The organism is Kitasatospora indigofera (assembly GCF_014655955.1).
GTDB lineage: Bacteria > Actinomycetota > Actinomycetes > Streptomycetales > Streptomycetaceae > Kitasatospora > Kitasatospora indigofera.
The window spans coordinates 1-22,936 of record NZ_BNBO01000008.1; the positions used below are offsets into that span (position 1 = coordinate 1).

19 protein-coding genes, 1 tRNA gene and 1 pseudogene are annotated in these 22,936 nt (G+C 75.0%); 9 read left to right on the plus strand and 12 right to left on the minus strand.

The window, feature by feature from the left end:
* Positions 1-118 (plus strand): annotated as a pseudogene (locus IE329_RS10075) (2-oxoacid:ferredoxin oxidoreductase subunit beta); the annotation flags it as partial.
* Between the two features lie 87 nt (positions 119-205).
* Here the strand turns inward: IE329_RS10075 and IE329_RS10080 are convergent.
* Positions 206-916, minus strand: a complete 711-nt coding sequence (locus IE329_RS10080; RefSeq protein ID WP_190210511.1) for a DUF5701 family protein — start codon at positions 914-916, stop codon at positions 206-208.
* Positions 917-997: 81 nt separating this feature from the next.
* Here IE329_RS10080 and IE329_RS10085 point away from each other — a divergent pair, with 81 nt between their 5' ends.
* Positions 998-1,786 (plus strand): TetR/AcrR family transcriptional regulator C-terminal domain-containing protein, encoded by a 789-nt coding sequence (locus IE329_RS10085; RefSeq protein ID WP_190210512.1) that lies wholly within the window; start codon positions 998-1,000, stop codon positions 1,784-1,786.
* An 89-nt stretch (positions 1,787-1,875) separates the two neighbouring features.
* Here the strand turns inward: IE329_RS10085 and IE329_RS10090 are convergent, their stop codons facing one another.
* Positions 1,876-2,268 (minus strand): winged helix-turn-helix transcriptional regulator, encoded by a 393-nt coding sequence (locus IE329_RS10090; protein ID WP_190210513.1) that lies wholly within the window; start codon positions 2,266-2,268, stop codon positions 1,876-1,878.
* Between the two features lie 113 nt (positions 2,269-2,381).
* Between IE329_RS10090 and IE329_RS10095 the strand changes: the two genes are divergently transcribed.
* Positions 2,382-3,236 carry an SDR family oxidoreductase gene (locus IE329_RS10095; RefSeq protein WP_190210646.1) on the plus strand — a complete coding sequence of 285 codons (855 nt, stop codon included), beginning with the start codon at positions 2,382-2,384 and terminating at the stop codon, positions 3,234-3,236.
* 108 nt (positions 3,237-3,344) lie between these two features.
* A complete protein-coding gene (rarD, locus tag IE329_RS10100) occupies positions 3,345-4,322 on the plus strand; it encodes an EamA family transporter RarD (protein WP_190210514.1) in 978 nt (325 codons plus the stop codon).
* A 63-nt stretch (positions 4,323-4,385) separates the two neighbouring features.
* On the opposite strand, the gene IE329_RS10105 is transcribed toward rarD, so the two are convergent.
* From IE329_RS10105 to IE329_RS10115, 3 genes are read right to left on the minus strand one after another with little or no spacing between them, the layout of a single operon-like run.
* Positions 4,386-5,294 carry an ABC transporter permease gene (locus IE329_RS10105; protein WP_190210515.1) on the minus strand — a complete coding sequence of 303 codons (909 nt, stop codon included), beginning with the start codon at positions 5,292-5,294 and terminating at the stop codon, positions 4,386-4,388.
* The gene (locus IE329_RS10110) at positions 5,281-6,351 is read right to left on the minus strand and encodes an ABC transporter ATP-binding protein (RefSeq protein ID WP_190210516.1); all 1,071 of its coding nucleotides are present in this window, start codon (positions 6,349-6,351) and stop codon (positions 5,281-5,283) included. The genes IE329_RS10105 and IE329_RS10110 overlap by 14 nt, the downstream gene beginning before the upstream one ends.
* Complete coding sequence (locus IE329_RS10115; RefSeq protein WP_190210517.1) at positions 6,351-7,604, minus strand: LolA family protein; 1,254 nt, start codon at positions 7,602-7,604, stop codon at positions 6,351-6,353. Before IE329_RS10115 ends, IE329_RS10110 begins: the two co-directional genes overlap by 1 nt.
* A 193-nt stretch (positions 7,605-7,797) precedes the next feature.
* On the opposite strand from IE329_RS10115, the gene IE329_RS10120 reads away from it, so the two are divergent.
* From IE329_RS10120 to IE329_RS10125, 3 genes are all read left to right on the plus strand, one after another.
* Positions 7,798-10,386, plus strand: a complete 2,589-nt coding sequence (locus IE329_RS10120; protein ID WP_190210518.1) for a bifunctional FO biosynthesis protein CofGH — start codon at positions 7,798-7,800, stop codon at positions 10,384-10,386.
* A gap of 143 nt (positions 10,387-10,529) precedes the next feature.
* Complete coding sequence (locus IE329_RS42005; RefSeq protein WP_370882327.1) at positions 10,530-10,598, plus strand: putative leader peptide; 69 nt, start codon at positions 10,530-10,532, stop codon at positions 10,596-10,598.
* Positions 10,599-10,829: 231 nt separating this feature from the next.
* A complete protein-coding gene (locus IE329_RS10125) occupies positions 10,830-11,333 on the plus strand; it encodes a beta-class carbonic anhydrase (protein ID WP_190210519.1) in 504 nt (167 codons plus the stop codon).
* A 108-nt stretch (positions 11,334-11,441) separates the two neighbouring features.
* Here IE329_RS10125 and IE329_RS10130 read toward each other — a convergent pair whose 3' ends face one another.
* Positions 11,442-12,563: a tyrosine-protein phosphatase gene (locus tag IE329_RS10130; RefSeq protein WP_190210520.1), complete on the minus strand. Its 1,122-nt coding sequence runs from the start codon at positions 12,561-12,563 to the stop codon at positions 11,442-11,444.
* Between the two features lie 245 nt (positions 12,564-12,808).
* On the opposite strand from IE329_RS10130, the gene IE329_RS10135 reads away from it, so the two are divergent.
* Entirely contained in the window at positions 12,809-13,924 is a 1,116-nt protein-coding gene (locus tag IE329_RS10135; RefSeq protein WP_190210521.1) for an ADP-ribosylglycohydrolase family protein, read from the plus strand.
* Between the two features lie 166 nt (positions 13,925-14,090).
* Here the strand turns inward: IE329_RS10135 and IE329_RS10140 are convergent, their stop codons facing one another.
* The 3 genes from IE329_RS10140 to IE329_RS10150 all read right to left on the minus strand — a co-directional run bounded on the left by IE329_RS10140 (position 14,091) and on the right by IE329_RS10150 (position 16,114).
* Positions 14,091-14,300, minus strand: coding sequence for a DUF397 domain-containing protein (locus tag IE329_RS10140; RefSeq protein ID WP_073924995.1), 210 nt, complete (start codon positions 14,298-14,300; stop codon positions 14,091-14,093).
* Positions 14,297-15,049 carry a helix-turn-helix domain-containing protein gene (locus IE329_RS10145; protein ID WP_190210522.1) on the minus strand — a complete coding sequence of 251 codons (753 nt, stop codon included), beginning with the start codon at positions 15,047-15,049 and terminating at the stop codon, positions 14,297-14,299. Before IE329_RS10145 ends, IE329_RS10140 begins: the two co-directional genes overlap by 4 nt.
* A 336-nt stretch (positions 15,050-15,385) precedes the next feature.
* Entirely contained in the window at positions 15,386-16,114 is a 729-nt protein-coding gene (locus IE329_RS10150; protein ID WP_073924993.1) for a GOLPH3/VPS74 family protein, read from the minus strand.
* Between the two features lie 300 nt (positions 16,115-16,414).
* Here IE329_RS10150 and IE329_RS10155 point away from each other — a divergent pair, with 300 nt between their 5' ends.
* The gene (locus IE329_RS10155; protein WP_190210523.1) at positions 16,415-18,880 is read left to right on the plus strand and encodes a hypothetical protein; all 2,466 of its coding nucleotides are present in this window, start codon (positions 16,415-16,417) and stop codon (positions 18,878-18,880) included.
* 358 nt (positions 18,881-19,238) lie between these two features.
* Here the strand turns inward: IE329_RS10155 and IE329_RS10160 are convergent, their stop codons facing one another.
* The 3 genes from IE329_RS10160 to IE329_RS10170 form a co-directional block, all read right to left on the minus strand.
* On the minus strand, positions 19,239-20,735 hold the full coding sequence (locus IE329_RS10160) for a glycosyltransferase family 39 protein (RefSeq protein ID WP_190210524.1): 1,497 nt from the start codon (positions 20,733-20,735) through the stop codon (positions 19,239-19,241).
* A 1,412-nt stretch (positions 20,736-22,147) separates the two neighbouring features.
* A tRNA-Arg gene (locus tag IE329_RS10165) sits at positions 22,148-22,220 on the minus strand.
* Between the two features lie 498 nt (positions 22,221-22,718).
* A complete protein-coding gene (locus IE329_RS10170) occupies positions 22,719-22,922 on the minus strand; it encodes a hypothetical protein (RefSeq protein WP_190210525.1) in 204 nt (67 codons plus the stop codon).
* Positions 22,923-22,936: the final 14 nt, after the last annotated feature.

Below are 22,936 nucleotides of genomic sequence, written 5' to 3' on the forward strand. Positions count from 1 at the left end.
CCGGCGGCCGGTCTACGACGTGCTGATGGCCGAGCAGCTGGCCACCGCCACCGCCACGCAGGGCCCCGGCGACCTCGCCACCCTGCTCGCCGGCAACGACACCTGGACGGTCGGCTGAGCGGGCGGACGCGACGGTGCCCCACCGGATCCGATCCGGTGGGGCACCGTCGGTTCCCCGTCGCCCCGGCGGGCGTCCCGTCCCGGCTCAGGACGTGGCGCCCGCGCGGCCGCCGGCCGAGGCCATGCCGAGCCAGCTGTGCGGGTTCCCCTCCCAGCACCAGCCGAGCTTCGGCGCGCCCTGGCTGATCCAGAGCGCCGGCACCCGGCGGTCGCCGCAGCGCGAGGCGCCCAGCGAGAAGCACTTGTTCCTGGCCAGCGCCCGGGGGTGGAGGGTGACGAAGGCGATGCCCTCCTCCATGGTCAGCGGGCTGCGGCCGCGTCCGGCCACGGTGGCCATGGCGTCCTTCGGGACGACGCCGCAGAACTCCTCGCCGCGGTCGGCGTCGAGCAGCAGGTGGACCGGCCCGCGGGGCAGGCCGAGGCCCTCGACCGGGACGAAGCGCTCGATGTCCCCGGCCGGGTAGTGCCGGTCGACGACGCCGGCCCGGGCGCTGCCGTCCAGCGTGGTCAGCGGGACGGTCCGCTCCACCGGCGCCAGCGTGCGGTCGACCACCAGCAGGAAGGGCGTCCGGCTCTCGCTCGGCGCGGCCATCGTGGGGCCGAGGGCCAGGACGGTCTCCCGCAGCGGCCGGACCAGTGCGGTGAAGGCGGCCTCGGTGCGGCCGGCCAGTCCGGGGTAGCCCAGGGCGAGCAGCCGGTCCAGCTGGCGGTCGAACTCGGCGCCGGGGTCGAACCCGGCGCCGTCCGCCGGCCGGGCGCCGGTCTTCGTGCCGGGACCGGACTCGTGCGTTGTCATCGTGGGGATCCTCCCGGTCGATTAACTCCGTACGCCGTACAGTATACATAGTACGGAGAATTGCCGTGGAAGGATTCCCCCATGGCCACCGACCGCAGCAGCGCAGGAGACCCGGCGCGGACCCTCGCCCTGCTCTGGGGCGAGCCGGCCGTGGCGGACGGGCGGCGCGGGCCGCGGAAGGCGCGCTCGACCGGGGAGATCGCGGCGGCCGCCGTCGCGCTCGCGGACGCCGAGGGGGTGGAGGCCGTCACCATGCGCCGGGTCGCCCAGGCCCTGGACCTCTCGCCGATGGCGCTCTACACCTACGTCCCCGGCAAGGCCGAGCTGCTCGACCTGATGCTGGACACCGTCTACGCCGGGATGCCGCGGGCCAGGCCCGAGGGCGACGGCTGGCGGGCCCGGCTGGCCGCCGTCGCGGCGGACAACCGGGCGCTGTACCGGGCCCACCCCTGGGCGGCCTCGCTGCCCACCGGCCGGCCGCCGCTCGGGCCCGGCCTGATGGCCAAGTACGAGTACGAGCTGCGCGCCCTGGACGGGGTCGGCCTGGGCGACGTGGAGATGGACGCCGCGCTGACGCACCTGCTGGGCTTCGTGCAGAGCTGTGCGCGGATGGCGGCCGACGAGCGGGCCGCCGAACAGGACAGTGCGATGAGTGACGAGCAGTGGTGGGCGGGCAACGCCGACCTGCTCGCCAAGGTCTTCGACCCGCGGCGCCACCCGACCGCGGCCCGGGTCGGCGCGGCGGCCGGGGAGGCCCACGGCGGCGCGTACAGCCCGGCGCACGCCTACGAGTTCGGGCTGGCCGTGGTGCTGGACGGGCTGGCGGCGCTGATCGGGCGGGCCCGTGCCGAACGGCCGGACGAGGCCTGACCGGGCCTGGTCGGGCCTCGTCCGGGCCTCGGGGCTCGGGGCCGGGCGGGGTCCGGGGGCGGCCCCGCCCTGCCGTGGAGGGGACGGGGTCAGCGGGGCCTGGCGTCGTACCGGGCGCGGGCCTGCTCGACGGCCGGCACCTGCCGCTCCGACCAGTGCGCCAGGGTGGAGACCAGCTCGGCGGCCTCCTCGCCCAGCGGGGTGAGGCTGTAGTCGACCCGGGGCGGGATCACCGGGCGGGCCTCGCGGAGCACGAAGCCGTCGCGCTCCAGGGTCTGCAGGGTCTGGGCGAGCATCTTCTCGCTCACCCCCGACACCCGGCGGCGCAGCTCGCTGAAGCGGTAGCCGCGCTCGCTCAGCGCCGCCAGCACCAGGACGCCCCAGCGGCTGGTGACGTGCTCCAGCACGCCCCGGGACGGGCACATCCGGTCGTAGACGTCGGGTGCCCGGTCGAGCGGCGGGACCGCCGTGATCACCTTCATGTCATTACCTCCACATCAGTACCCTACTTCAAAGTGCGTACTTTCGAATAGTTAGTGCAGTGCCTAGGGTGAGTTTCGAAGCCAACGAGACCTTCCCACCCCAGGAGCACCGCATGATCGTCGTCACCGCCGCCACCGGACAGCTCGGCCGCCTCGTGGTCGAGGGCCTGCTGGCCCGGGTCCCCGCCACCGAGATCGCGGTCGCCGTCCGCTCGCCCGAGAAGGCCGCCGACTGGGCCGCCCGCGGCGTCGACGTCCGGGTCGCCGACTACGGCCGGCCCGAGACCCTGGCCGCCGCCTTCCACGCGGGCGACAAGGTGCTGCTGATCTCCGGCAGCGAGGTGGGCCGGCGCGTCCCGCAGCACCTCGCGGTGGTGGCCGCGGCCAAGGCCGCCGGGGTCTCGCTGCTCGCCTACACCGGAGTGCTCGGCGGCGACGAGGCCGGGTTCCGGCTCGCGGACGAGCACAAGACGACCGAGGCCGCGATCCGCGCCTCCGGCCTGCCCTTCGTCCTGCTGCGCAACGGCTGGTACACCGACAACTACACCGCCGACCTGGCGGGCACCGTGGAGCGCGGCGGCCCGGTCGGCAGCAGCGGCGAGGGCCGGATCGCCTCCGCCGCCCGCCAGGACTACGCCGACGCGGCCGTGGCCGTGCTCACCGGCGAGGGCCACGAGGGCCGGGTGTACGAGCTGGCCGGTGACACGGCCTGGAGCTTCGAGGAGTTCGCGGCGGAGCTGGCCGGGCAGACCGGCCGCCCGGTGGCCTTCCGCAACGTGACGGCCGACGAGCACCTCCAGGTGCTGCTCGGCGCCGGCCTGCCCGCGCCCTTCGCCGAGATCCTGGTGGACGTGGACGCCGCGATCGTCCGGGGCGAGCTGGCCCGCTCCAACGGCGACCTGGCCCGGCTGATCGGCCGTCCGACCACGCCGCTCGCCGAGACCCTGAAGGCCGCACTGGCCCGCTGACCGGGGCGCCGCCCCCTGTCATGACCAAAAACGAAATACGGAGATGACATCCCGCCCTCCGCCCGCTACCGTCGGCTCGACACCCGTGCGCGCGGAGGGCAGGCAGTCATGCCGGAGACATCCCCACAGGAGGCCACCAGAGGCCTCTGGTTCGGAATCGCCTCGTACGGGATGTGGGGGCTCTTCCCGCTGTTCTGGCCGCTGCTGGAGCCCAGCGCGGCCGACGACATCCTGGTCAACCGGATGGTCTGGTCGCTGGTCGCGGTCGTCCTGATGCTGCTGGCGCAACGTCACTGGGGCTGGATCCGGCCACTGCTGCGCCAGCCCCGCCGGATCGCCATGTCGGCCGCGGCGGCCGCCCTGGTCTCGGTCAACTGGGGCGTCTACATCTGGGGCGTCAACAGCGGGCACGTCGTCGAGACCAGCCTCGGCTACTTCATCAACCCGCTGGTCACCATCGCCTTCGGCGTCCTGCTGCTGCACGAGCGGCTGCGCCGGGCCCAGTGGGCGGCGGTCGGCATCGGCGCCCTCGCGGTGGCCGTCCTGACCGTCGGCTACGGCCGGCTGCCGTGGATCGCGCTCACCCTGGCCTTCTCCTTCGCCGTCTACGGGCTGCTGAAGAAGAAGGTCGCCCTGAGCGGACTGGAGAGCCTCGCCGTCGAGAGCGCCTTCATGTTCCCCTTCGCCCTCGGCTACCTGGTCTACCTCGCCGCCCGCGGCCAGGGCACCTTCGGCCACACCGTCCCCGGCTCGTACGGCTGGGGCCACTCCGGCCTGCTGGTGCTGAGCGGCCTGATCACCGCCGTCCCGCTGCTCTGCTTCGGCGCCGCGGCGGTCCGGGTGCCGCTGACCGTGCTGGGCCTGCTGCAGTACCTCGCGCCGGTGTTCCAGTTCCTGATCGGCATCGCGGTCTTCCACGAGACCATGGCGCCCGCCCGCTGGGCCGGGTTCGCCCTGGTCTGGGCCGCTCTCGCGCTGCTCACCTGGGACGCGCTGCGCCGGCTGCGCACCGACCGGGTCGCCGCCCTGCCGCCCGTCGCCGTCACCGGCCTGGACCAGGCCGCCGCCCCGGCCGCCACCCGCTGAGGGCGGCGGCCGGCGGGGCGCGGCGCGGCCGGGTGCCCCTCGGGGGCGGGACGGCCCGCCCGCTCAGGCGGTGATGTCCCGGCCGGTGAAGCGCGACCACGCGGCCGAACCGAAGACGGCGACGTAGAAGGCCTGCAGCCCGAGGTTCTTCAGCACGCCGTCCCAGTACATCGGCTCCCGGAGCAGGTCCCCGAAGGTCAGCCAGTGGTGGGTGAAGAGGAACGGTTGCACGGCGTGCAGCTGGGGGAAGCTGTCCAGGATCTGCACGGTGATCACCAGGCCGACCGTGCTCGCCATCGCGGCGATCCCGCTGCCGGTCAAGGTCGAGACGAACAGCCCGATCGCCACCAGGCCGGCCAGCGAGCAGGCCACCACCCCGACCACCAGGACGGCCCGCAGCAGCGCCTCGCCGAAGCTGATGGTGTCGCCCGAGATCAGCGTCACCTCACCGAGCGGGAAGAGCGCGGCGCCGGTCGCCAGCGCGGCCAGCCCCACGGTGGCCGTCGCCGCCAGGCAGAAGGCCAGCCCGGCGGTGAACTTGGCGACCAGCAGCCTGGTCCGCCCGGCCGGCGCGACCAGCAGGTAGCGCAAGGTGCCGGTGCTCGCCTCGCCCGCGATCGAGTCGCCCGCCACCACGCCGACGGTCATCGGCAGGAACACCGGCAGCGCCACGGCCAGCGCCGTGAACACCAGGAACAGGCCGTTCTGCGTCACCTGGGCGATGAAGGCCGGCCCCTCGCCGCCCCGGGCGCCACCCGTCTCGATCCGGACCACCGTGCCGATCAGCACCGGCAGCAGCGCCAGGATGCCCAGCAGGGCGATCGTCCTGGTCCGGCGGAAGGTCAGCGACAGCTCGCTGCGCACCAGCGCCAGACTGCCCGCCGCCGTCCGCGGCCGTCGGCCGCCCACCACCGGCACCGCCCCGGCGGACCGGCCCGGACCGGCCTCCGCCACCGACTCAACCCGCGACATCGAAGCCCTCCCCGGTCATCGCCACGAAGGCGTCCTCCAACGTGCCCCGCTCCACACCGAAGCCGCGCACCCGCACCCCGGCCTCCACCAGCGCCGCGCAGAGCTTGGGCAGCGTGTCCTCGGCCCCGTGGCCGGCCTCGGCGTCCACCCGGCCCTCGGAGGCGACGACGCCGGCCAGCCCGTGGGCGGCCAGCACCCCGGCGGCGGCCGCCGTGTCGTCGGTACGGACCACCAGCCGGCCCTGGGCGCGGGCCGCCAGTTCGGCGACGGTGCCCTGCACCACCAGCCGGCCGCGCGACATCACCGCGGCGTGCGTGCAGACCTGCTCGATCTCGTCCAGCAGGTGCGAGGAGAGGAACACCGTGGTGCCCTCCGCCGCGACCTCCCGGACCAGCGAGCGGATCTCCCGCATGCCCTGCGGGTCCAGCCCGTTGGTCGGCTCGTCCAGCACCAGCAGCTCGCGCGGCTGCAGCAGGGCCGCCGCCAGGCCCAGGCGCTGCTTCATCCCGAGGGAGTACGCCCGGGCCTTCTTGCCGGCCGCCGCCGTCAGCCCGACCCGGTCCAGCGCCTCCCGGACCCGCTGGTCCCGGGTGCGCGGGTCCGCGGTCGGGTCGGCCGCGTCGTAGCGCGCGAGGTTGTCGCGCCCGGACAGGAAGCCGTAGAGCGCGGGCCCCTCGATCAGGGCGCCGACCCGGGGCAGCACGCTGCCCACCGACTGCGGCATGGACTCGCCGAGCACCGTCGCCCGCCCGGAGGTGGGCGCGATCAGGCCCATCAGCATCCGGATCGTGGTGGTCTTGCCGGAGCCGTTCGGGCCGAGGAACCCGAAGACGCTGCCCCGGGGCACCGTCAGGTCGAGCCCGTCCACGGCGAGCTGGCCGCCGCGGAAGCGCTTGGTCAGGCCGGTGGTGCTGATCACGTGGTCGGCCGCCGGGGCGGGTGCGGTGGGAGCGGTCGCCGGGACGGCGGAGGCAGCGGCGGAGGGAGCGACCCCGGGGGCCGGGCGCGCGTCCGCGGCCCGGCCCCCGGTCGGCTCCGTGGAGGGAGCCTGGACCATCACTTCACTCCGGCCGCACTCTGCAGGACCGGCAGCGTCACCGCGCCGGCGAACACCCGGCCGTCCTCGGTGACCAGCGCGTTCAGCACCTTGGTGCTGATCAGCGACCCGCCCTTGACCGGCTTGCCGAGCGCCCGGGCCAGCGACTGGACGCTCTGCCCGGCGGCCTCGGAGCCGTGCCGGCCCGCCGCCCCGGCCGGGATCTCCCCGGCGGGCAGCTTCAGGCTGACCACCGTCGTCCACCCCTCGCCGATCACGTTCAGGGAGTCCTCGGCGGCCCGGGCCTCCTCGGCGCCCGGCTGCCCGCCGGCCTTCGGCCCGCCACCCGGCTGCCCGCCGGCCGGCGCCTCACCGGCCTTCTGCTCGACCACCCTGGCGCCCTTGGGCAGGGCGAACTCGAAGGCCTTCGCGTCCGGCCTGGCGAACGAGACGTCACTGAAGTGCGCGTCGAACACGGTGGCGCCGCCGGTCGCCTTCACCACCACGGCCAGCGGCACGCCGGTGGCGGAGTCGACGGCGATCCGCACCTCGCCCAGCGTCGAGCCGGACTGCGTCGGCCGCACGCTCAGCTGGTACGCCTTCCGGTCGGCCACCGTGGTGGTGCCGTCCACCGTGACCGAGGTGGTGCCCGCGCCCAGGGCCAGGAACTGCCGGGCCGCCTCCTGCGGGGTGACCGGCACCCCGGCCGGCAGGCCGGGCGTCGTCGCCGGGTGCCCGCCGCCCTGCGGCAGCGCCAGGTGGAAGGCCTCGTTGGAGGCACTGTCCCAGGCCCAGACCTGGTCGCCGTTGCGCACCAGCTCGTAGCCGGCCAACTGCTCGATCAGCCCGACCCGCTGGCGGTCCGGCCCGTCCACCGCGACCCGCAGCGTGTGCTCCCCGCCCAGCAGGCCGGCCAGCTTGGACTCCGGCGCCGGCGCGGACGGGTCGAAGCCCTGCGCGCCGCCGCCCTGGCCGCCGGTGCCGAGGCCGCCGACCGCGCCGAGCAGCTGGGCCGGCGCCCCCAGGTCCGCGCTGACCCGCACCGTCCCGGAGAGGCTCTGCGTCCCGGTGCCCAGCGCCTTCGCCACCAGCTGCTCCGCCGTCAGGGCGGGCAGGTCCGGCGAGCGTCCGTCGGCGAGCGCGGGCACCAGCCCGATGCCGGCCGCGACCGTACCGGCCACCACCACCGGCACCAGGATCCGCACCGCGGTGCGCCGCCCGGAGCGGTACGGCGCGCCGCCCTCCCCGTCAGTAGTCGTCGTGTGGTCCGTCATCACGTTCAACCCCTCCGTAGCCCGTGGCGGATCGCCCCTTCCTGCTCCATTAGACGCTCCGGACCGCCCCGGGGCATCGCTCTGCAGGGCCAGATCCGCGTACGTCTCACGGACCATCGGGCGGCGGACGTGACCCTGATCCCACCTCAGGGTTGCGTCCTCCCGAGGTCGAATGCTGGCGTATCGTCGCGGCATGGACGCAACCGAGGCCTCCCCCGGCACACCCGGCCCGACCAGCAACGGAATGCGGCGGGCACTGCGCCGGGCACGGGACGGCGTGGCCCTCGACCGGGCCGAGGCCGCGGTGCTGCTGCAGGCCCGCGGGGACGACCTGCGGGACCTCTGCGCCGGCGCGGCCCGGGTCCGCGACGCGGGCCTGGAGGCGGCGGGCCGGCCGGGGGTGGTCACCTACTCGAAGAAGGTCTTCATCCCGCTGACCCGGCTCTGCCGGGACAAGTGCCACTACTGCACCTTCGTCACGGTGCCGGGCAAGCTCCGCCGGGCCGGGCACGGCATGTACCTCTCGCCGGACGAGGTGCTGGAGATCGCCCGTCAGGGCGCGGCGCTGGGCTGCAAGGAGGCGCTCTTCACGCTGGGCGACCGGCCCGAGGAGCGCTGGCCCGAGGCCCGCGAGTGGCTGGACGCGCACGGCTACGACGACACCCTCGCGTACGTGCGGGCGATGGCGATCCGGGTGCTGGAGGAGACCGGCCTGCTGCCGCACCTCAACCCCGGCGTGCTCACCTGGACGGACTTCCAGCGGCTGAAGCCGGTCGCCCCCTCGATGGGCATGATGCTGGAGACCACCGCCACCCGGCTCTGGTCCGAGCCCGGCGGCCCGCACTTCGGCTCGCCCGACAAGGAGCCGGCGGTACGCCTGCGGGTGCTGGAGGACGCCGGGCGCAGCGCCGTCCCGTTCACCACCGGTGTGCTGATCGGCATCGGCGAGACGTACGAGGAGCGGGCTGACGCGCTGTTCGCGATCCGGCGCACCGCCCGGCAGTACCACGCGGTCCAGGAAGTGATCGTGCAGAACTTCCGGGCCAAGCCGGACACCGCGATGCGCGCGATGCCGGACGCCGAGCTGGAGGAGCTGGCCGCCGCCATCGCCGTCACCCGGCTGGTGCTCGGCCCCTCGGCCCGGATCCAGGCGCCGCCGAACCTGGTCGACTCCGAGTTCGCGCTGATCATCGGCGCGGGGATCGACGACTGGGGCGGCGTCTCCCCGCTGACGCCCGACCACGTCAACCCCGAGCGTCCGTGGCCGCACATCGAGGAGCTCGCCGCCCGCACCGCCGAGTCCGGCTTCGAGCTGCGCGAGCGCCTCACCGTCTACCCCGAGTACCTGCTGCGCGGCGAGCCCTGGCTGGACCCGCGGATCATGCCGCACGTGAACGCGCTCGCCGACCCGGTCACCGGCCTGGCCCGGGAGGGCGCGATGCCGGCCGGCCTGCCCTGGCAGGAGCCGGAGGACCTGCCCGCCTCGTACGGGCGGACCGACCTGCACCGCACCATCGACACCGAGGGCCGCACCGGCGACCGCCGGGCCGACTTCGAGGACGTCTACGGGGACTGGGAGGCGCTGCGCGAGCAGGTCGCCGGGGCGGCCCCGGAGCGGCTGAGCGGTGACGTCCGCGAGGCGCTGGCGGTGGCCGCCGACGACCCGACCAGGCTGACCGACGACCAGGCCCTCGCGCTGCTGCACGCCGACGGCCCGGCGCTGGACGCGCTCTGCCGGATCGCCGACGACGTGCGCAGGGACGCGGTCGGCGACACCGTCACCTACTGCGTCACCCGGAACATCAACTTCACCAACGTCTGCTACACCGGCTGCCGGTTCTGCGCCTTCGCCCAGCGCCGCACCGACGCCGACGCCTACACCCTCTCGCTGGAGCAGGTCGCCGACCGGGCCGCGCAGGCCTGGGACGTCGGCGCCACCGAGGTCTGCATGCAGGGCGGCATCCACCCCGACCTGCCGGGCACCGCGTACTTCGACATCGCCCGGGCGGTGAAGGCCCGGGTGCCGGGGATGCACGTGCACGCCTTCTCCCCGATGGAGGTCGTCAACGGCGCCACCCGCACCGGCCTCTCCGTCCGGGACTGGCTCCAGCAGGCCAAGGAGGCCGGCCTGGACAGCATCCCCGGGACGGCCGCCGAGATCCTCGACGACGACGTCCGCTGGGTGCTGACCAAGGGCAAGCTGCCCGCCGCCACCTGGGTCGAGGTGGTCACCACCGCGCACGAGCTGGGCATCCGCTCCTCGTCCACGATGATGTACGGCCACGTGGACACCCCGGCGCACTGGCTCGGGCACCTGCGGGTGCTGGCCGGGATCCAGCAGCGCACCGGCGGCTTCACCGAGTTCGTGACGCTGCCGTTCATCCACACCAACGCGCCGGTCTACCTGGCCGGCATCGCCCGGCCGGGCCCGACCGCCCGCGACAACCGGGTGGTGGTCGCGATGGCCCGGCTGCTGCTGCACACCCACATCCCCAACATCCAGACCAGCTGGGTGAAGCTGGGCGCGGAGGGCGCCGCCGAGATGCTCCGCTCGGGCGCCAACGACCTGGGCGGCACGCTGATGGAGGAGACCATCTCGCGGATGGCCGGCTCGGCGTACGGCAGTTACAAGTCCGTCCGGGACCTGGAGGCGATCGCGGAGGCCGCCGGGCGCCCGCACCGCCAGCGCACCACCACGTACGGCGAGGTGCCCGCCGAGCGGCGCGCCGCGGCGATCGCCTCGGACGGCCACCTGCCGGCGCTGCTGCCCGTCCTGGAGTAGCGGCCGGGGCGCGGGGCCCCACGGGCCCGGGGCGCTGCGGGGGCGCGTGGGCGCCCCCGGGCGCCGGCCCGGCACGCCCGTACGCCCACGATCCCCGCCGCGGGCCGTGGACCCGCCGTCACGGCCCGCGCTAGGTTGGGGCCATGAGCGTGCTCGTGCGGCGTCGACACGTCGACCTCTGCCGCGTGTCCAGCACCGGTTGTCGCGGCTGACCCCACCGGGTCGCCCCGGGCCGGGCCGCCGGCCCGCCCCCGCACGTCCGTCCCTCCCCGCCCGGTCCCGGCCGCGTCGCCCGACGCCGTCCGGCCGGTGCCCCGGGCCGCCGCCGTTCCCGGCCGCGGCTCCTCCCCCCCGCGGTGACCCGCCGCGTCCTCCCCGTCCCGGAGCGCGCCCGGCGGGCCGCCCGCCCCCGTGTGCTCCAGCCAGCGAATCCGGAGTCGGTCATGACCGAGAACCCCCGTGCCGTCGAGCAGTACCTCGCCAACAACGCGGACTACGCCGCCTCCTTCACCGGCCCGCTCCCGCTGCCGCCGGCCCGCCGCACCGCCGTCCTCGCCTGTATGGACGCCCGGCTCAACGTCTACGGGGTCCTCGGCCTGGCCGAGGGCGACTCGCACGTGATCCGCAACGCGGGCGGGGTCGCGACCGACGACGCGATCCGCTCGCTGGCGATCAGTCAGCGGCTGCTCGGGACGCGCGAGATCATCCTGATCCACCACACCGACTGCGGCATGCTCACCTTCTCCGACGACGCCTTCCGGGAGTCGATCCGGGAGGAGACCGGCATCAAGCCGCCGTGGGCCGCCGAGGCCTTCGCGGACCTCGACACCGACGTGCGGCAGTCCGTCGCGCGGATCAGGAACAGCCCGTTCGTCCCGTACACCGACGCGGTGCGCGGCTTCGTGCTGGACGTCGCCACCGGCAAGCTGCAGGAGGTCGTCGTCTGACCCGCGGGCCCGCCGCCCGGCGGCGGGGGCAGGCGCCGCCCGGACCACCGGGCGCCGTCCGCCCCCGGCGTCCGGCGTCCGGCGTCCGGCGTCCGGCGTCTGCCGACCTCAGCCCACCAGCAACTGGCTGCGCAGGTCACGCAGGTCGCGGCCGTCCAGGCCGAGGCCGGACCTGAGGTAGCCGTCGAAGGACCCGAACTTCTGCTGCACCTCGTCGAAGCCGGCGTTCAGGTACTCCGCCCGGACGTCCAGCAGCGGCTTGTAGACGGCCTGGTAGGCGGGCGGCAGCTGGGCCAGGGCGGCGGCGTTCTCGGCCGCCCGGTAGGTGTTGCTGGCCAGGTAGTCGGCCTCGACCGTGGCGCGCGGCACGCCGAGGGCGGTGAGCAGTGCGGCGGAGGCCCAGCCGGTGCGGTCCTTGCCGGCGGTGCAGTGGAACAGCACGCCCTGGTCGTCGCGCTCCACCAGGGAGTCGAGCACCGTGCGGTAGGCGGCCTTCGCGCTGTCGGCGGAGACCATGGTGCGCTCGGCGTCGATCATCACCTGGACCGCGGCCTGCGGGCTGGTCACGTTGAACGCGCCGGTGTCGGCGGCGCCCAGGACGTTGGCGCCGACCACGGTGGCGCCGGCCGGGACGCGGTCCGGCGCGGCCTTCTGCTCGGCGGGGGTGCGCAGGTCGAAGACCTCCCGGACGCCCAGGCGGCGCAGCTTGGCGAGGTCCGCGTCGGTGAGCCGGCTGAGGTCGCCGGAGCGGTAGACGACGCCCATCCGGACCCAGCTGCCGTCCGCCGTGCGGTAGCCGCCCGCGTCGCGGAAGTTGGGCGCCGAGGCGAGGTGCAGCGAGCGGTCGGCGACGACCAGCGGCTCGCCGCGGTCCGGGACGAGCTCGAAGAACCAGCGGTCGGCCGCGGCCAGGCCGGTGACCGTCACGGTGGCGGAGCCGGCGCCCCGGGCGACCGGCCGGCGGTGCCGGATGTCCTCCTGGTCGGTGCCGGCGTAGACGGTCACGCCGCGGGTGCCGGGCGCGGTCCAGGTGAGGGTGAAGCTCCCGTCGGCCTGCTGCACGGCGCTCGCCGCGGTGAAGGGGACGGCGTGCCGGGCGGCCGTCCGCGAGGCGGCGGCGGGGGCGTCCTGCGGGCCCGGGGCGGCGGCGAGGGCCACGGCGGGGGAGCCGAGGGTCAGCGCGCCGGTGAGGGCCAGTGCGGTGGTCAGGCGGGTGCGGGTGGTGGTCATGACCGGGACGCTAGGCAGCGCCGGGTGGTGGTCCGTGGCCGTCGGATGGCGCGGCGGCAACAGTTTGTTGAAGAGCTGCTGTACGGGGGAACCGGTCAACCCGCCGAACAATTCGAATACAGTGCGGGGGCGCGCGAACCGTCGTCGGGCGCGGTTGCCCCAACCTCCGGCTTGGGGGTGCCTCCCGGGCCGAGGGCCGGGAGCGGGTGCTCCCGCGACCTCTGGACGAAAGGTTCCGACTCGTGATGCCACTGTGGTCACGCGCGCAGCAGCAGGATTTCCGGAGCCGGGTGCGCGGCTGCCTGCTCGGCGGGGCGATCGGCGACGCGCTCGGGGCGGGCATCGAGTTCGAGTCGCTGGAGAAGATCCAGGCCGTGCACGGCCCGCAGGGGGTGACCGGCTACGTCCCCGCGTACGGCCGGCCCGGTGCGATAACCGACGACACCCAGATGTCCCTGTTCACCGTCGACGGCCTGATCCGGGCCCACATCCGCCGGGACAGCGGCGGCTGGCACCCGCCCACCGACGTCCACCTGGCCTACCTGCGGTGGGCCGCCACCCAGCGCGACTGGGGGCCGGACGAGCGGCGCCCGGACCTCGGCTGGCTCGGCCGCGAGGAGTGGCTGTACGCCCAGCGGGCGCCCGGCCAGGCCTGCCTGTCCGGGCTCTCCGGCCCGCAGGCGGACCGCCTGGGCACCCTGGACGCCCCCAAGAACCCGCACTCCAAGGGCTGCGGCACGGTGATGCGGGCCGCGCCGTTCGGGCTGCTCACCTCCTGGGAGCCGGGCCTGGTCTTCCAGCTGGCGGTGGAGTGCTCGGTGCTGACGCACGGCCACCCCACCGGCTACCTCTCGGCGGGCGCGCTGGCGGTGATCGTCCACACGGTCGCCCGCGGCGGCACCCTGGAGGAGGGCGTGCACCTCGCGCTGGCCCTGCTCTCCGAACGCCCGTCGCACGAGGAGACCACGGCGGCGCTGCGGGGCGCGCTGGACGCCGTCCGTGCCGGTGAGCCGTCCGCCGAGCGGGTGGAGGCGCTCGGCGAGGGCTGGGTCGCGGAGGAGGCGCTGGCGATCGGTGTCTACTGCGCGCTGGTGGCGTACGACGTGAAGTCCGGGCTGCTGCTGGCGGTCAACCACTCGGGGGACAGCGACTCCACCGGCGCGATCTGCGGCAACCTGCTGGGCGCGCTGCACGGGGACACCGCGCTGCCGCCGGAGCTGCTGGCCGGGCTGGAGGGCCGGGGGACGGTCCTGGAGCTCGCGGACGACTTCGTGCTGGAGCTGATGCACGGGCCGGAGCTGCACGGGCAGGACGCGGGGGAGGGGACGGCCTGGGCGGTGCGCTACCCGGTGGTGCGCTGACCGGTCCTGCGCTGACCGGTCCTGCGCTGACCGGCGGTGCGCCGGCGGGTGCTGTGCCGGCAGGTCGTGCGCCGGCCCGTGGTGCGCCGCCCCGGAGCGTGGGTGCCCGCCGCCGGACGACGGCGGGCACCGGTGCGGGCGGACCGTGAGGACAAGTGAGGGCGGGTCAGATCTCGCCGAAGGATCCGGAGCCGGCCGCGGTGGCGAACGAGGCCCAGGCCTCCTTGGAGAAGTGCAGCTGCGGACCGTGCGGGTCCTTGGAGTCGCGTACCGCGACGGCGGCCGCGCTCGGTACGGCGATCTCCACGCAGGCACCGTTGCCGCCGCTGTGGCTGCTCTTGCGCCAGGTGAGGCCGTTCTCGGACGTGGTGGTCATGGTTGGTACCCCTCTGCGATCTTGGCTATCAGTGACCGGCTCTCCGCGACACTCAGGGCTGCGGCCCTCAGGTGGTCGTACAGTCCGGTATAGCGGCGCACGTCGGCGTCCTTCTCCAGGTAGAGGTCGCTTGTCACCCCTTCGAAGTAGACAACCGTCGAATCCGCGGACTCGGGGAACTCCATCAGGGAGAATGTCCCGGTCATACCGGGGTGGGCGCCGTGCGAGAACGGGATCACCTGCAGGTTGATGTTGGAGCGGGCGCTCAGGTCGAGCAGCTGGTTCAGCTGGCGGTACATCACCTCCGGGCCGCCGACCTCGCGACGCAGCACGGCCTCGTCTATCACCGCCCAGAGACTGCCCAGCTGGTTCTCCCCGTAGATCCGGCTCTGCCGCTTGAGGCGCACCTCCACCCGCCGCGACACGGCCGTGGCGTCGGTGTCCGGCTGGGTGCCCAGCACCACGGCCTCGGCGTACGCCTGGGTCTGCAGCAGCCCCGGCACGAAGGAGGACTCGTAGGCCCGGATCGAGGAGGCCTCGGCCTCCAGGCCGATGTAGACGTCGCAGAGGTCCCTGACGTCCCGTTGGCTGATGCTGCGGCGGCCGTTCTCCAGGCGGCTGATCTTGGACTGGGAGACCATCAGCCGGCCGGCCACCTCCTCCGCCGTCATCCCCAGGGTCTCGCGCAGGCGCCGCAGTTCGGCGCCGAGCCTTCGGCGGCGCACTGTGGGATTGATGCTCGCGGACACATCGACCTCCGGCCGGGCCTCTGGTGCTCGTTGGACCGGCAATCCTCGGAACAGTGTGGAAATTGGTACCAACCCCCCTGACTTGGAGCAGCATGCCACCTTGGATCGGGTCGGCGCCGGGGAATCGCGCGAGCGCAGTAGAACAGATCATCGGAAAAGCGCTTCGGCGAGACGGCAGCCGTCCCTGGGTGGTAAGAGCGACACTACGGCTGGGTACGGCAGAGGGGCGGCCACCCGGCGACTTCCGTGCCGGGCGACCGCCCCTCGATACCTGCTGGTTGCTCACTCGCGACTATCGGCGCGCGCCGCTCGCCACGCGCCGTCCGGACCGACGGCTCACCGGGCACCGACCCGGGTGGGTACGGCCCGGCCGCCGGGCTGCCGGCTGCCGGGCACCGGCGCGGCCGCCGACTGGGCGTTGTTGTTACGGCCCTGCTGGGACGGAAGGCCGTTCTGCACGTCCATCACGGCGTGCGCGACCATCCCACCGAGCGGGTCGTAACGGATCAGGTCGCGCAGTCGTGACCGCGAGGACCTGCCCTCGTTGCCCGGGTACAGATGCTTGCCGAGGCCCACGGCGTGGGCCAGTGCGGCCAGTGCGGCCGTCCTCGGGTCCGGCGGCACACCGGTCCGGATCGACGTGTCGAGACGCTGCTTGATGGCGGCGTTCGAGCAGTCGTCCGACGCCTGGTAGCGCGTCGTCGGAAGGACCCCGCACACCTGTCCCGGCACCGCAGTCACCATGCCGCACCTTTCGAGGTGCGCCAGGTAGGTCTGCCGGAGCCCCAGCCGGGGCCCGCCGATCCAGTGCGCCGCACGTACCGGACTGCCACGACGGCGCAGCAGTTCCAGGGCGTGGTCCAGAGTGGGGTCGCCGGTCGGTCGTGGCAGCACCACGGCGATCCGGTCCCCATCCGGGACTATCCGTCCGGCCAGGGACAGCTCGACGAGCTGTGCCCCGGCGAGTCCGAGGTCGAGGGTCTGCGGCTGCGCCGTGGTACCCGTGGTCGGGTCCAGGGCGAGCAACAAGAGTTCCTCGGGAATTGTTCTGCGGCTCTTGCCCATCCAAGCCTCCCCGCGTGGATGAATGACAGAGTGACGCCTCTCACACGGCCTTGTCGAGTACGCCTCCGAATCGTGACCTTGCGGCAGCGGGCGGGAACCAGCGGCGCCAAGGCGGGCGTCTGAACACCGGACGGGCCTGGGAACGGCCGTACGACCGCAATAACCGCCGGTCGGACGGGGTGTGGGTGGCCGGATCGGCCGTCGCGTGGCGGAGACTGTACAGGTACATGGGGCGGGGTGGCGGCTTCCCGAATTCGGGACGGCCGGTGCCCCGCCAGGCGTATGAGGAGGCTGGGTTACGTGGGTGAGTCCCCCGACAGAGTGCTGCGCGACGGGGAGCGGGACCAGGACCGGGAGACCCCGCAGGCCCGGCCGGAGGCCGGCACTGCCGGTGCGGACGGTGCCGCCGGCCCCGCGGTGCCGGCCGGTCCGACCGTGCAGCTGCGTCTGCCCGCGGGCGGGACGGGCGCTGCCGCCGGGTCCACCGCCGCCGGAGCGGGCCCCGGAGCGGGAACCGGGGCCACGGCCCGGGACGCCGGCCCGGAGGCCGCGACGGGCGCGCGCGAGCGCCCGGACGGGGAAGCCGCCGGGGAGGGCGGTCACGATGCGGACGACGCCTCGGACGACGCCTCGGACGACGCCTCGGGCGGCGCTTCAGAGGGCGCCGGCGGGCCCGGTCCCGCCGTGCCGGCCGACCTGACGCTCGAACTGACCGTTCCGGCCTCGGACGCCCCGTCGGCGAAGGCCGCCAAGGCCGGTCCCACCGTGGAGCTGCGTGTCCGCGAAGTGGACAACCGGACCACCGCCCTGCGCCTGCCCGCGGACAACGCGACCACCGCACTGCGCCTGCCCGGCGAGGTGCTGCGCCCGGCCGCGGCCTTCGAGGCCGGCAAGAGCGCTGGTGACAGGCCCGGGGCCGCGGCCGCCGAGCGTGCCGCCGAGGAGCCGGCCGCCGAGCCCGCCGTCGTCGGCGCCGTCGTGGCCGAGGCCCCGGCGCGGCCGGCCGCGGTCGATCCGCGTCTCGCGATGCGGGACGGCGCCGGTGCCGGCACCCGCCCGGCCGGCCCGGCGGCGAAGCCCGCGACCGCCGAGCGTCCGGCGGACCGCCCCGCCGGCCGAACCGCCGACCCGGATGCCGGCCGAACCGCCGACCGGGATGCCGACCCGGACGCCGGCCGGGACCCGGGGGCCGCCCCCGGCCGTACGCCCGAGCCGGCCGCCGCGCCCTCCCCCGACCTCGTCCGGACCGAGAAGCTGGAGAAGCCGCAGTCGCTGCGCGCCACCCGGCCCGAGCCCCCGGTCGGCGGCCGGGTTCCGGAGCCGCCCGCGCCCTCCCCCCTCCCCGACCCCGAGCCCCTGCCCGAGCCGAAGCCCGAGCCGAAGCCGGGCCCCCGTCCGGAGCCCGGCCCGGGCCCCGAGCCCCTCCCGGCGCCCGAGCCGCGTCCGCTGCCCACGCCCGAGCCGTTGCCCACGCCCGAGCCGCTCCCGCAGCCGGAGACCACCTCCGAGGCGATGCAGGTGCTGGCCGCGCTCAGCGCCCGTCCGGTCTCCCCGCTGCGCCGGGCGCTCAAGCGGATCACCATCTGGACGGTCTTCCTGTCCCTGGTGCTCGGCGTCGTGGTGGCGGGCCAGCTGCTGCGTCCGCTGCCGCGGCCCACGGTCGGTCTGAGCGTGGCCACCACCTTCTCCTTCACCGGCAGCCCGCTGGACATGCCCTGGCCGGCCAAGGGCCAGTCGGCGGCCTCGGTGGTCGGCGTCGGCGACATGGGCAGCTCCGGCCCGGAGACGCCGGCCCCGATCGCCAGCGTCACCAAGGTGATGAACGCCTACCTGATCCTGCGCGACCACCCGCTGAAGAAGGGCGAGAGCGGCCCCAAGCTCACCGTCGACAAGCAGGCCGCCCAGGAGTCCAGCGACGCCGACCAGTCGAAGGTCACCCTCACCGAGGGCCAGCAGCTCACCCAGTACGAGGCGCTGGAGATGCTGATGCTGCCGTCGGCGAACAACGTGGCCCGGCTGCTCGCCCGTTGGGACTCCGGCACGGAGGAGGCCTTCGTCCGGAAGATGAACGAGGCGGCCGCCGGCTTCGGCATGACCAACACCAGCTACGTCGACCCGGCCGGCTTCAACGCGGACACCAAGAGCACCGCGAAGGACCAGCTGAAGCTCGCCGAGCAGGTCATGAAGAACGAGATCTTCCGTCAGGTGGTCGCTGAACCGGACACCAACTTCAACGGGCAGAAGGTGTTCAACACCAACACCCTGCTCTCCGCGAAGAACGGCATCATCGGCGTCAAGACCGGTTCCAGCACCCCGGCCGGCGGTTGCCTGATGTGGGCGGCCGTGAAGGACATCGGCGGCGTCCGGCGGATGATCCTCGGGGTCACCCTGGGCCAGCCGGGCACCGCCACCGAGGGCATCCTCAAGGCCGTCCAGACGGTGAGCGCCAAGCAGATCGCGGCGGCCCAGGGCGCCCTGACCGGGCAGACCCTGGCCAAGCAGGGCGACGTCGTCGGGTTCGTGGACGACGGCCTCGGCGGCAAGGTCCCGGTGGTGGCCACCAAGGACGTCACCGTGGCCGGCTGGGACGGCATCACCGCCACCCTGGCGCTGGAACCGGCCACGGTCGGGCACACCGCCAAGGCCGGCACCCAGGTCGGCGTGCTCAAGGCCGGCGTGGGCGACGGCAGGGTCGAGGTGCCGGTGGCCCTGAAGTCCGACCTGGCCCCGCCGTCGATCCTCGCGCGGCTGACCCGCCTGCTCTGACCCGCCCGCCCGGAGCTGTCCGCTCCGGCCCGACTGCTCGGAGCTGTCCGCTCCGACCGCAGGCTCCGCCCGCCCGGCCGCACCACGGTCGGGCGGGCGCCTGTGTGTCCGGCCCCTGCCGCCCCGTGGCTCGGACCGCGGCCGGGGTGCCCGGCGCCCGGGCCGGCCCGCCGGGACGGGGCGGCGGCAAGCGGTGGCGGCGGGAAACGGAGGGCGGCGGCACGAGGACGCACGAGGACGCACGAGGACGGGGCTTCGGACGGGCTTCGGGCGGACGTCGGACGGACAAGGGCGGGACGGACGGTCGCGACCGTCCGTCCCGCCCTCTTCCCGCCCCACGGGCGGGACGGCCCGCCGGTCAGCCCTTGAGCTCCAGCAGCGACACCGTGAGGCCCCGGGTCCGCATGACCTCGGTCGGCCGGTACTGCGCCAGCAGCGCGTTCGTCTGGTCCACCCGCAGGCTGTGCAGCGGGTCCGCGGCGTCCTCGAAGGTCACCACCCAGATCCGGTCGCTCCGGCCGAGGCACTGGACGGCCACCGGGCACTCGGTGGGGAAGAGGTCCTCGGCCTGGGCCGCCGTGTTCTGCAGGAACACCGGGTACGGGTGGAGGTTCCGCGGCAGGTAGAAGTTGACGCCGGGGCCGATCATCGCCCAGTTCTTCTCGCCGTGCGGGGCGACCATGCCGTCCCCGGGGCGGAAGCCTGCCGCTATCACCGCGGCGGCGCTCCGGTAGTCGTCCCACTGCTCGTGCGCGAGCACGCTGCGCAGCGCCCGCTGCTGCGGCAGCGCCTGCACCGCCGGCACGGCGATCAGGGCCAGTGCCAGCACCGCGCAGACCCGGGCGGGCGCCCAGCGCCGGGCGGTCGCGTACAGCGCGCCCACGCCGCCGCCGGCCAGCGAGGCCCAGGCGGGCAGGGTGAAGAGCAGGTAGCGGTCGATGAAGTAGGAGGTCCCGCCGCGCGAGACGAGCCAGACCCCGACCACCGGCAGCACGGCGAGCAGCAGCAGTTGCACCGCGGCCAGCCGCCGCCCGGACCACAGCAGGGTGGCCAGCGCCAGCGCCACGAACACGTGGTAGACGTCCAGGGAGGCGAACAGCCACTGGCCGAAGGTCCGCAGCGCCTCCACGGTCGGGGCGGGGATCCAGCCGAGCTGGCGGTTCGTCTGGCTGCTGCCCAGTTGCATCAGCGGCACCAGCGGCGCCAGCGCGGCCAGCACCGCCAGCGGGTACTGCCAGAGCAGCCGCAGCTTCAGTGCCGCCCGGGTCCGCCACAGGTGCAGCAGGACCAGCGCCAGCTGGCCGGCCACCGTGCTGAGCGAGACCAGGTGGGCGCCCCCCGCCAGTGCCAGGCAGGCGCTGAAGGCCGCCCAGCGGCCGAGGCCGGGCCGGTCCAGCGCCCGCAGCAGCAGCCAGGTGGCGGCCGCCACCGCGCAGGTCACCAACGCGTACGAGCGGGCCTCCTGGGCGTACCGGGAGATGCTGGGGACGACCGCCAGGAGCAGCCCGGCGGCGAGACCGGCCACCCGGCTGTCGAACATCCGCCGGGCGGTGAGCGTGGAGAAGGCCGCGGCGCCTGCCATGGCCAGTACGGACGGCAGCCGCAGGGCGATGGTCGAGTCGCCGAAGACGGAGGTCCAGAAGTGCATCAGGACGTAGTACACGCCGTTGCTGGCGTCGACGTGGTCCAGCATCCGCAGCAGGTCCCCGAGGCCGCGGGTGGACGCCGTCCAGGTGGACACCTCGTCCCGCCACAGGTCCGGGGTGGTCATCCGGTAGCCGCCGACGCAGAGCGCCACCAGCGCGGGCCATATCCACACACTGCCCGTCAGCCGGGAGACGGTTCGGGGAGGCACGGATGGTGTCATGGGGGCTGAGCCTCGTGCTGGAAGGGGGCGTCATGAGGGAGCACCGGGCCGTCAGGCGACCGGAACGGCTCCCAGGCTACTGGAGATGAGCACTGACGATTCATCCGGTTTCCTGAGAATGTTCGCCCCGGTACCGTCCGGGCGACCGGTCCGCCCCGATGCCCGCGCGAGCGGTGCCGGACGTCGCCCGTGACCTGTGCCGGGCGGCCCGGCGGACGTACGTACGGTGACCGCCCGCCCCGGGCGTCCGAGGCCGCCCCGCCGGGCCCCGGGCCCCGCCCGAGGGGTCGTCCGGCGGCGGTACGCACCACGGCCACGGTCCGGCCTGGCCGGGAGCGGCGGGCCGGGACACGGAGGCACCGGCGGCCGGTCCTGTCCGGAGGGAAGCCGGGCCGCACCACCGGGCACCCGGGGGAGGGGCGGCCGTCACCGTCGGTGGCCGAGGCCACGGCCCGCGCCGGCCGGGGGTACGGCCCGGCGCGGGCTCCCGGGGGCGTCGGACGGGCCGGCCGGAGGGCCTCGGCGAGGGCCTCCGCGGGCCCTCCCGCAGGGCGCCGGCCCGGCCGGGGACCAGCCCCACCGGCGGGCGCGTCCGCGGGACGCCGGGCAGCGGGAGCGGCCCGTCCCCGGCGCCGGCGGTGGCCAGGCCCGTCGGAGCAGGGCGCAGCCGGGACCGGCCCGGCCGCAGGCGCCCGCCCCGTCGGCCGAGGCGGCCTCCAGGCGTTCCGGTGGCCGGCCGTAGCGCAGGCGCAGGCACTCCGGCAGCCGGCGCTGGGCGGGGCGGTCGAGATCCGTCACCATCACGCGGTCGGAGGCCGTCCCTGCGGCCCGGCCCGGCCGGCGGGGGCGGCCCGGCCCGTCCGGCCCGTCCGGTCGCTCCGGCTCCGGTGGCCGGCCCGGTCGCCACCCGGGCCGGTTGTCCCGGGCCGGTGGTCCCGACTCGGGGAACGACAGGGCCCGCAGCCTTGCGCTGTTGTCGCAGCAGCCGCCCGGAGCACGCGGCGGCGGACGGACGCGGGGCGGGCGGGACGCCGTACGCGCAGGTAGCAGGCCTGTCGGGCGTCCGGCGGCCGATCGCATTCCCGCATCGCGGCCGGCCGAGGTGCCGATGGCAGGAGCGGCACTCCGCCCGCACCCGGCCGGCGGGCCGGCGACGATCTTCGGGGTGCCGGGGAGCCGGCCCGGCAAACAACGGGGGTGTCCCTCCCGCCCCGCCGTCCGGTGAGCCTTGGTCAGCCGACCGGCCTCAGGCCCGGGTTGGCTGCCGACGGTGCGGCCCGGCCGGGTGGGGCCGGCTACCGGGAGGACGGCCGCCCGGCCCGGAGAACCACGAAGGGCCGGGTCCCGGGGATCACCCCGTGAACCGGCCCATGGGTCCTGCGGTGCGCTTGCGCGCGCTGTGCCCCAGGCAGGATTCGAACCTGCGACACCGGCTTTAGGAGAGCCGTGCTCTATCCCCTGAGCTACTGAGGCGGGGTGTCTCGCGGGCCTCGCCGTACCCCGGGGGGCTTGCTCGGCGTGGACCGACAGACGTCCTGGTCGGCCGGCTCGGCGTCGCGCTCGGTGGTGCCGTGGAGGGCGCCGGCCGAGTGCGCAGCGGGATGGCCTGCTGACCCCTGACAGACTAGCGGATGGTGCCTGTGGAGATCGCCCCAGTTCCGTTCATTGCGCGGCGGGCGTTCCGGCGGGCATCCGGACGGCCGCCGAGGGGCGCGCGGCACGGGCCCACGCCCCTGGGGCGGCGGGGCGTGCGGGGTGGGCCCACCGTCGGACCGGTGGCCGACAGGGCGCCCGGACGTGGCGGCGCGCCAAGGCCCGGCGGGGCGGCGGTGTGGAGTTGTGACACAGGATCAGTCCCTGTCGTCTCCAGGTTCGTGCGGGGTGTCCGGGGAGGCGCTCCGGCCCTTCAACGCCGGGTACCGGGCCTGGGCATGGCGCCGGGGGGGCGGGGGTGCGCCGGGGGCCGGGCTCCTACCGGCGTGGCCAGGGGGCGCGGCTGACCAGGGTCGTCCACTCGTTGTCGGGGCGTCCGGGGACGGCGCGGCCGGCGCTGGTCCACCGGTGGACCAGTTCGTCGAAGATCGGCTCGTCCGGCTTGTCCGGCTGGTCCGGGTGCAGAACCGTTTCGTCGTCGGCGAGGGTGGGCGGCCGCCATTGTGCAGGTATCACTCTCATGGTCCATCAACGGA

Bases quoted from the DNA above. Each gene is read 5' to 3' on its own strand.
- IE329_RS10170 (WP_190210525.1), bottom strand. From the start codon at position 22,922: ATGAGAGTGATACCTGCACAATGGCGGCCGCCCACCCTCGCCGACGAC.
- IE329_RS10125 (WP_190210519.1), top strand. From the start codon at position 10,830: ATGACCGAGAACCCCCGTGCCGTCGAGCAGTACCTCGCCAACAACGCG.
- rarD (WP_190210514.1), top strand. From the start codon at position 3,345: ATGCCGGAGACATCCCCACAGGAGGCCACCAGAGGCCTCTGGTTCGGA.
- IE329_RS10150 (WP_073924993.1), bottom strand. From the start codon at position 16,114: ATGGGCAAGAGCCGCAGAACAATTCCCGAGGAACTCTTGTTGCTCGCC.
- IE329_RS10110 (WP_190210516.1), bottom strand. From the start codon at position 6,351: ATGGTCCAGGCTCCCTCCACGGAGCCGACCGGGGGCCGGGCCGCGGAC.
- IE329_RS10120 (WP_190210518.1), top strand. From the start codon at position 7,798: ATGGACGCAACCGAGGCCTCCCCCGGCACACCCGGCCCGACCAGCAAC.
- IE329_RS10135 (WP_190210521.1), top strand. From the start codon at position 12,809: ATGCCACTGTGGTCACGCGCGCAGCAGCAGGATTTCCGGAGCCGGGTG.
- IE329_RS10130 (WP_190210520.1), bottom strand. From the start codon at position 12,563: ATGACCACCACCCGCACCCGCCTGACCACCGCACTGGCCCTCACCGGC.
- IE329_RS10085 (WP_190210512.1), top strand. From the start codon at position 998: ATGGCCACCGACCGCAGCAGCGCAGGAGACCCGGCGCGGACCCTCGCC.
- IE329_RS10080 (WP_190210511.1), bottom strand. From the start codon at position 916: ATGACAACGCACGAGTCCGGTCCCGGCACGAAGACCGGCGCCCGGCCG.
- IE329_RS10115 (WP_190210517.1), bottom strand. From the start codon at position 7,604: ATGACGGACCACACGACGACTACTGACGGGGAGGGCGGCGCGCCGTAC.
- IE329_RS10095 (WP_190210646.1), top strand. From the start codon at position 2,382: ATGATCGTCGTCACCGCCGCCACCGGACAGCTCGGCCGCCTCGTGGTC.
- IE329_RS10105 (WP_190210515.1), bottom strand. From the start codon at position 5,294: ATGTCGCGGGTTGAGTCGGTGGCGGAGGCCGGTCCGGGCCGGTCCGCC.
- IE329_RS10140 (WP_073924995.1), bottom strand. From the start codon at position 14,300: ATGACCACCACGTCCGAGAACGGCCTCACCTGGCGCAAGAGCAGCCAC.
- IE329_RS10090 (WP_190210513.1), bottom strand. From the start codon at position 2,268: ATGAAGGTGATCACGGCGGTCCCGCCGCTCGACCGGGCACCCGACGTC.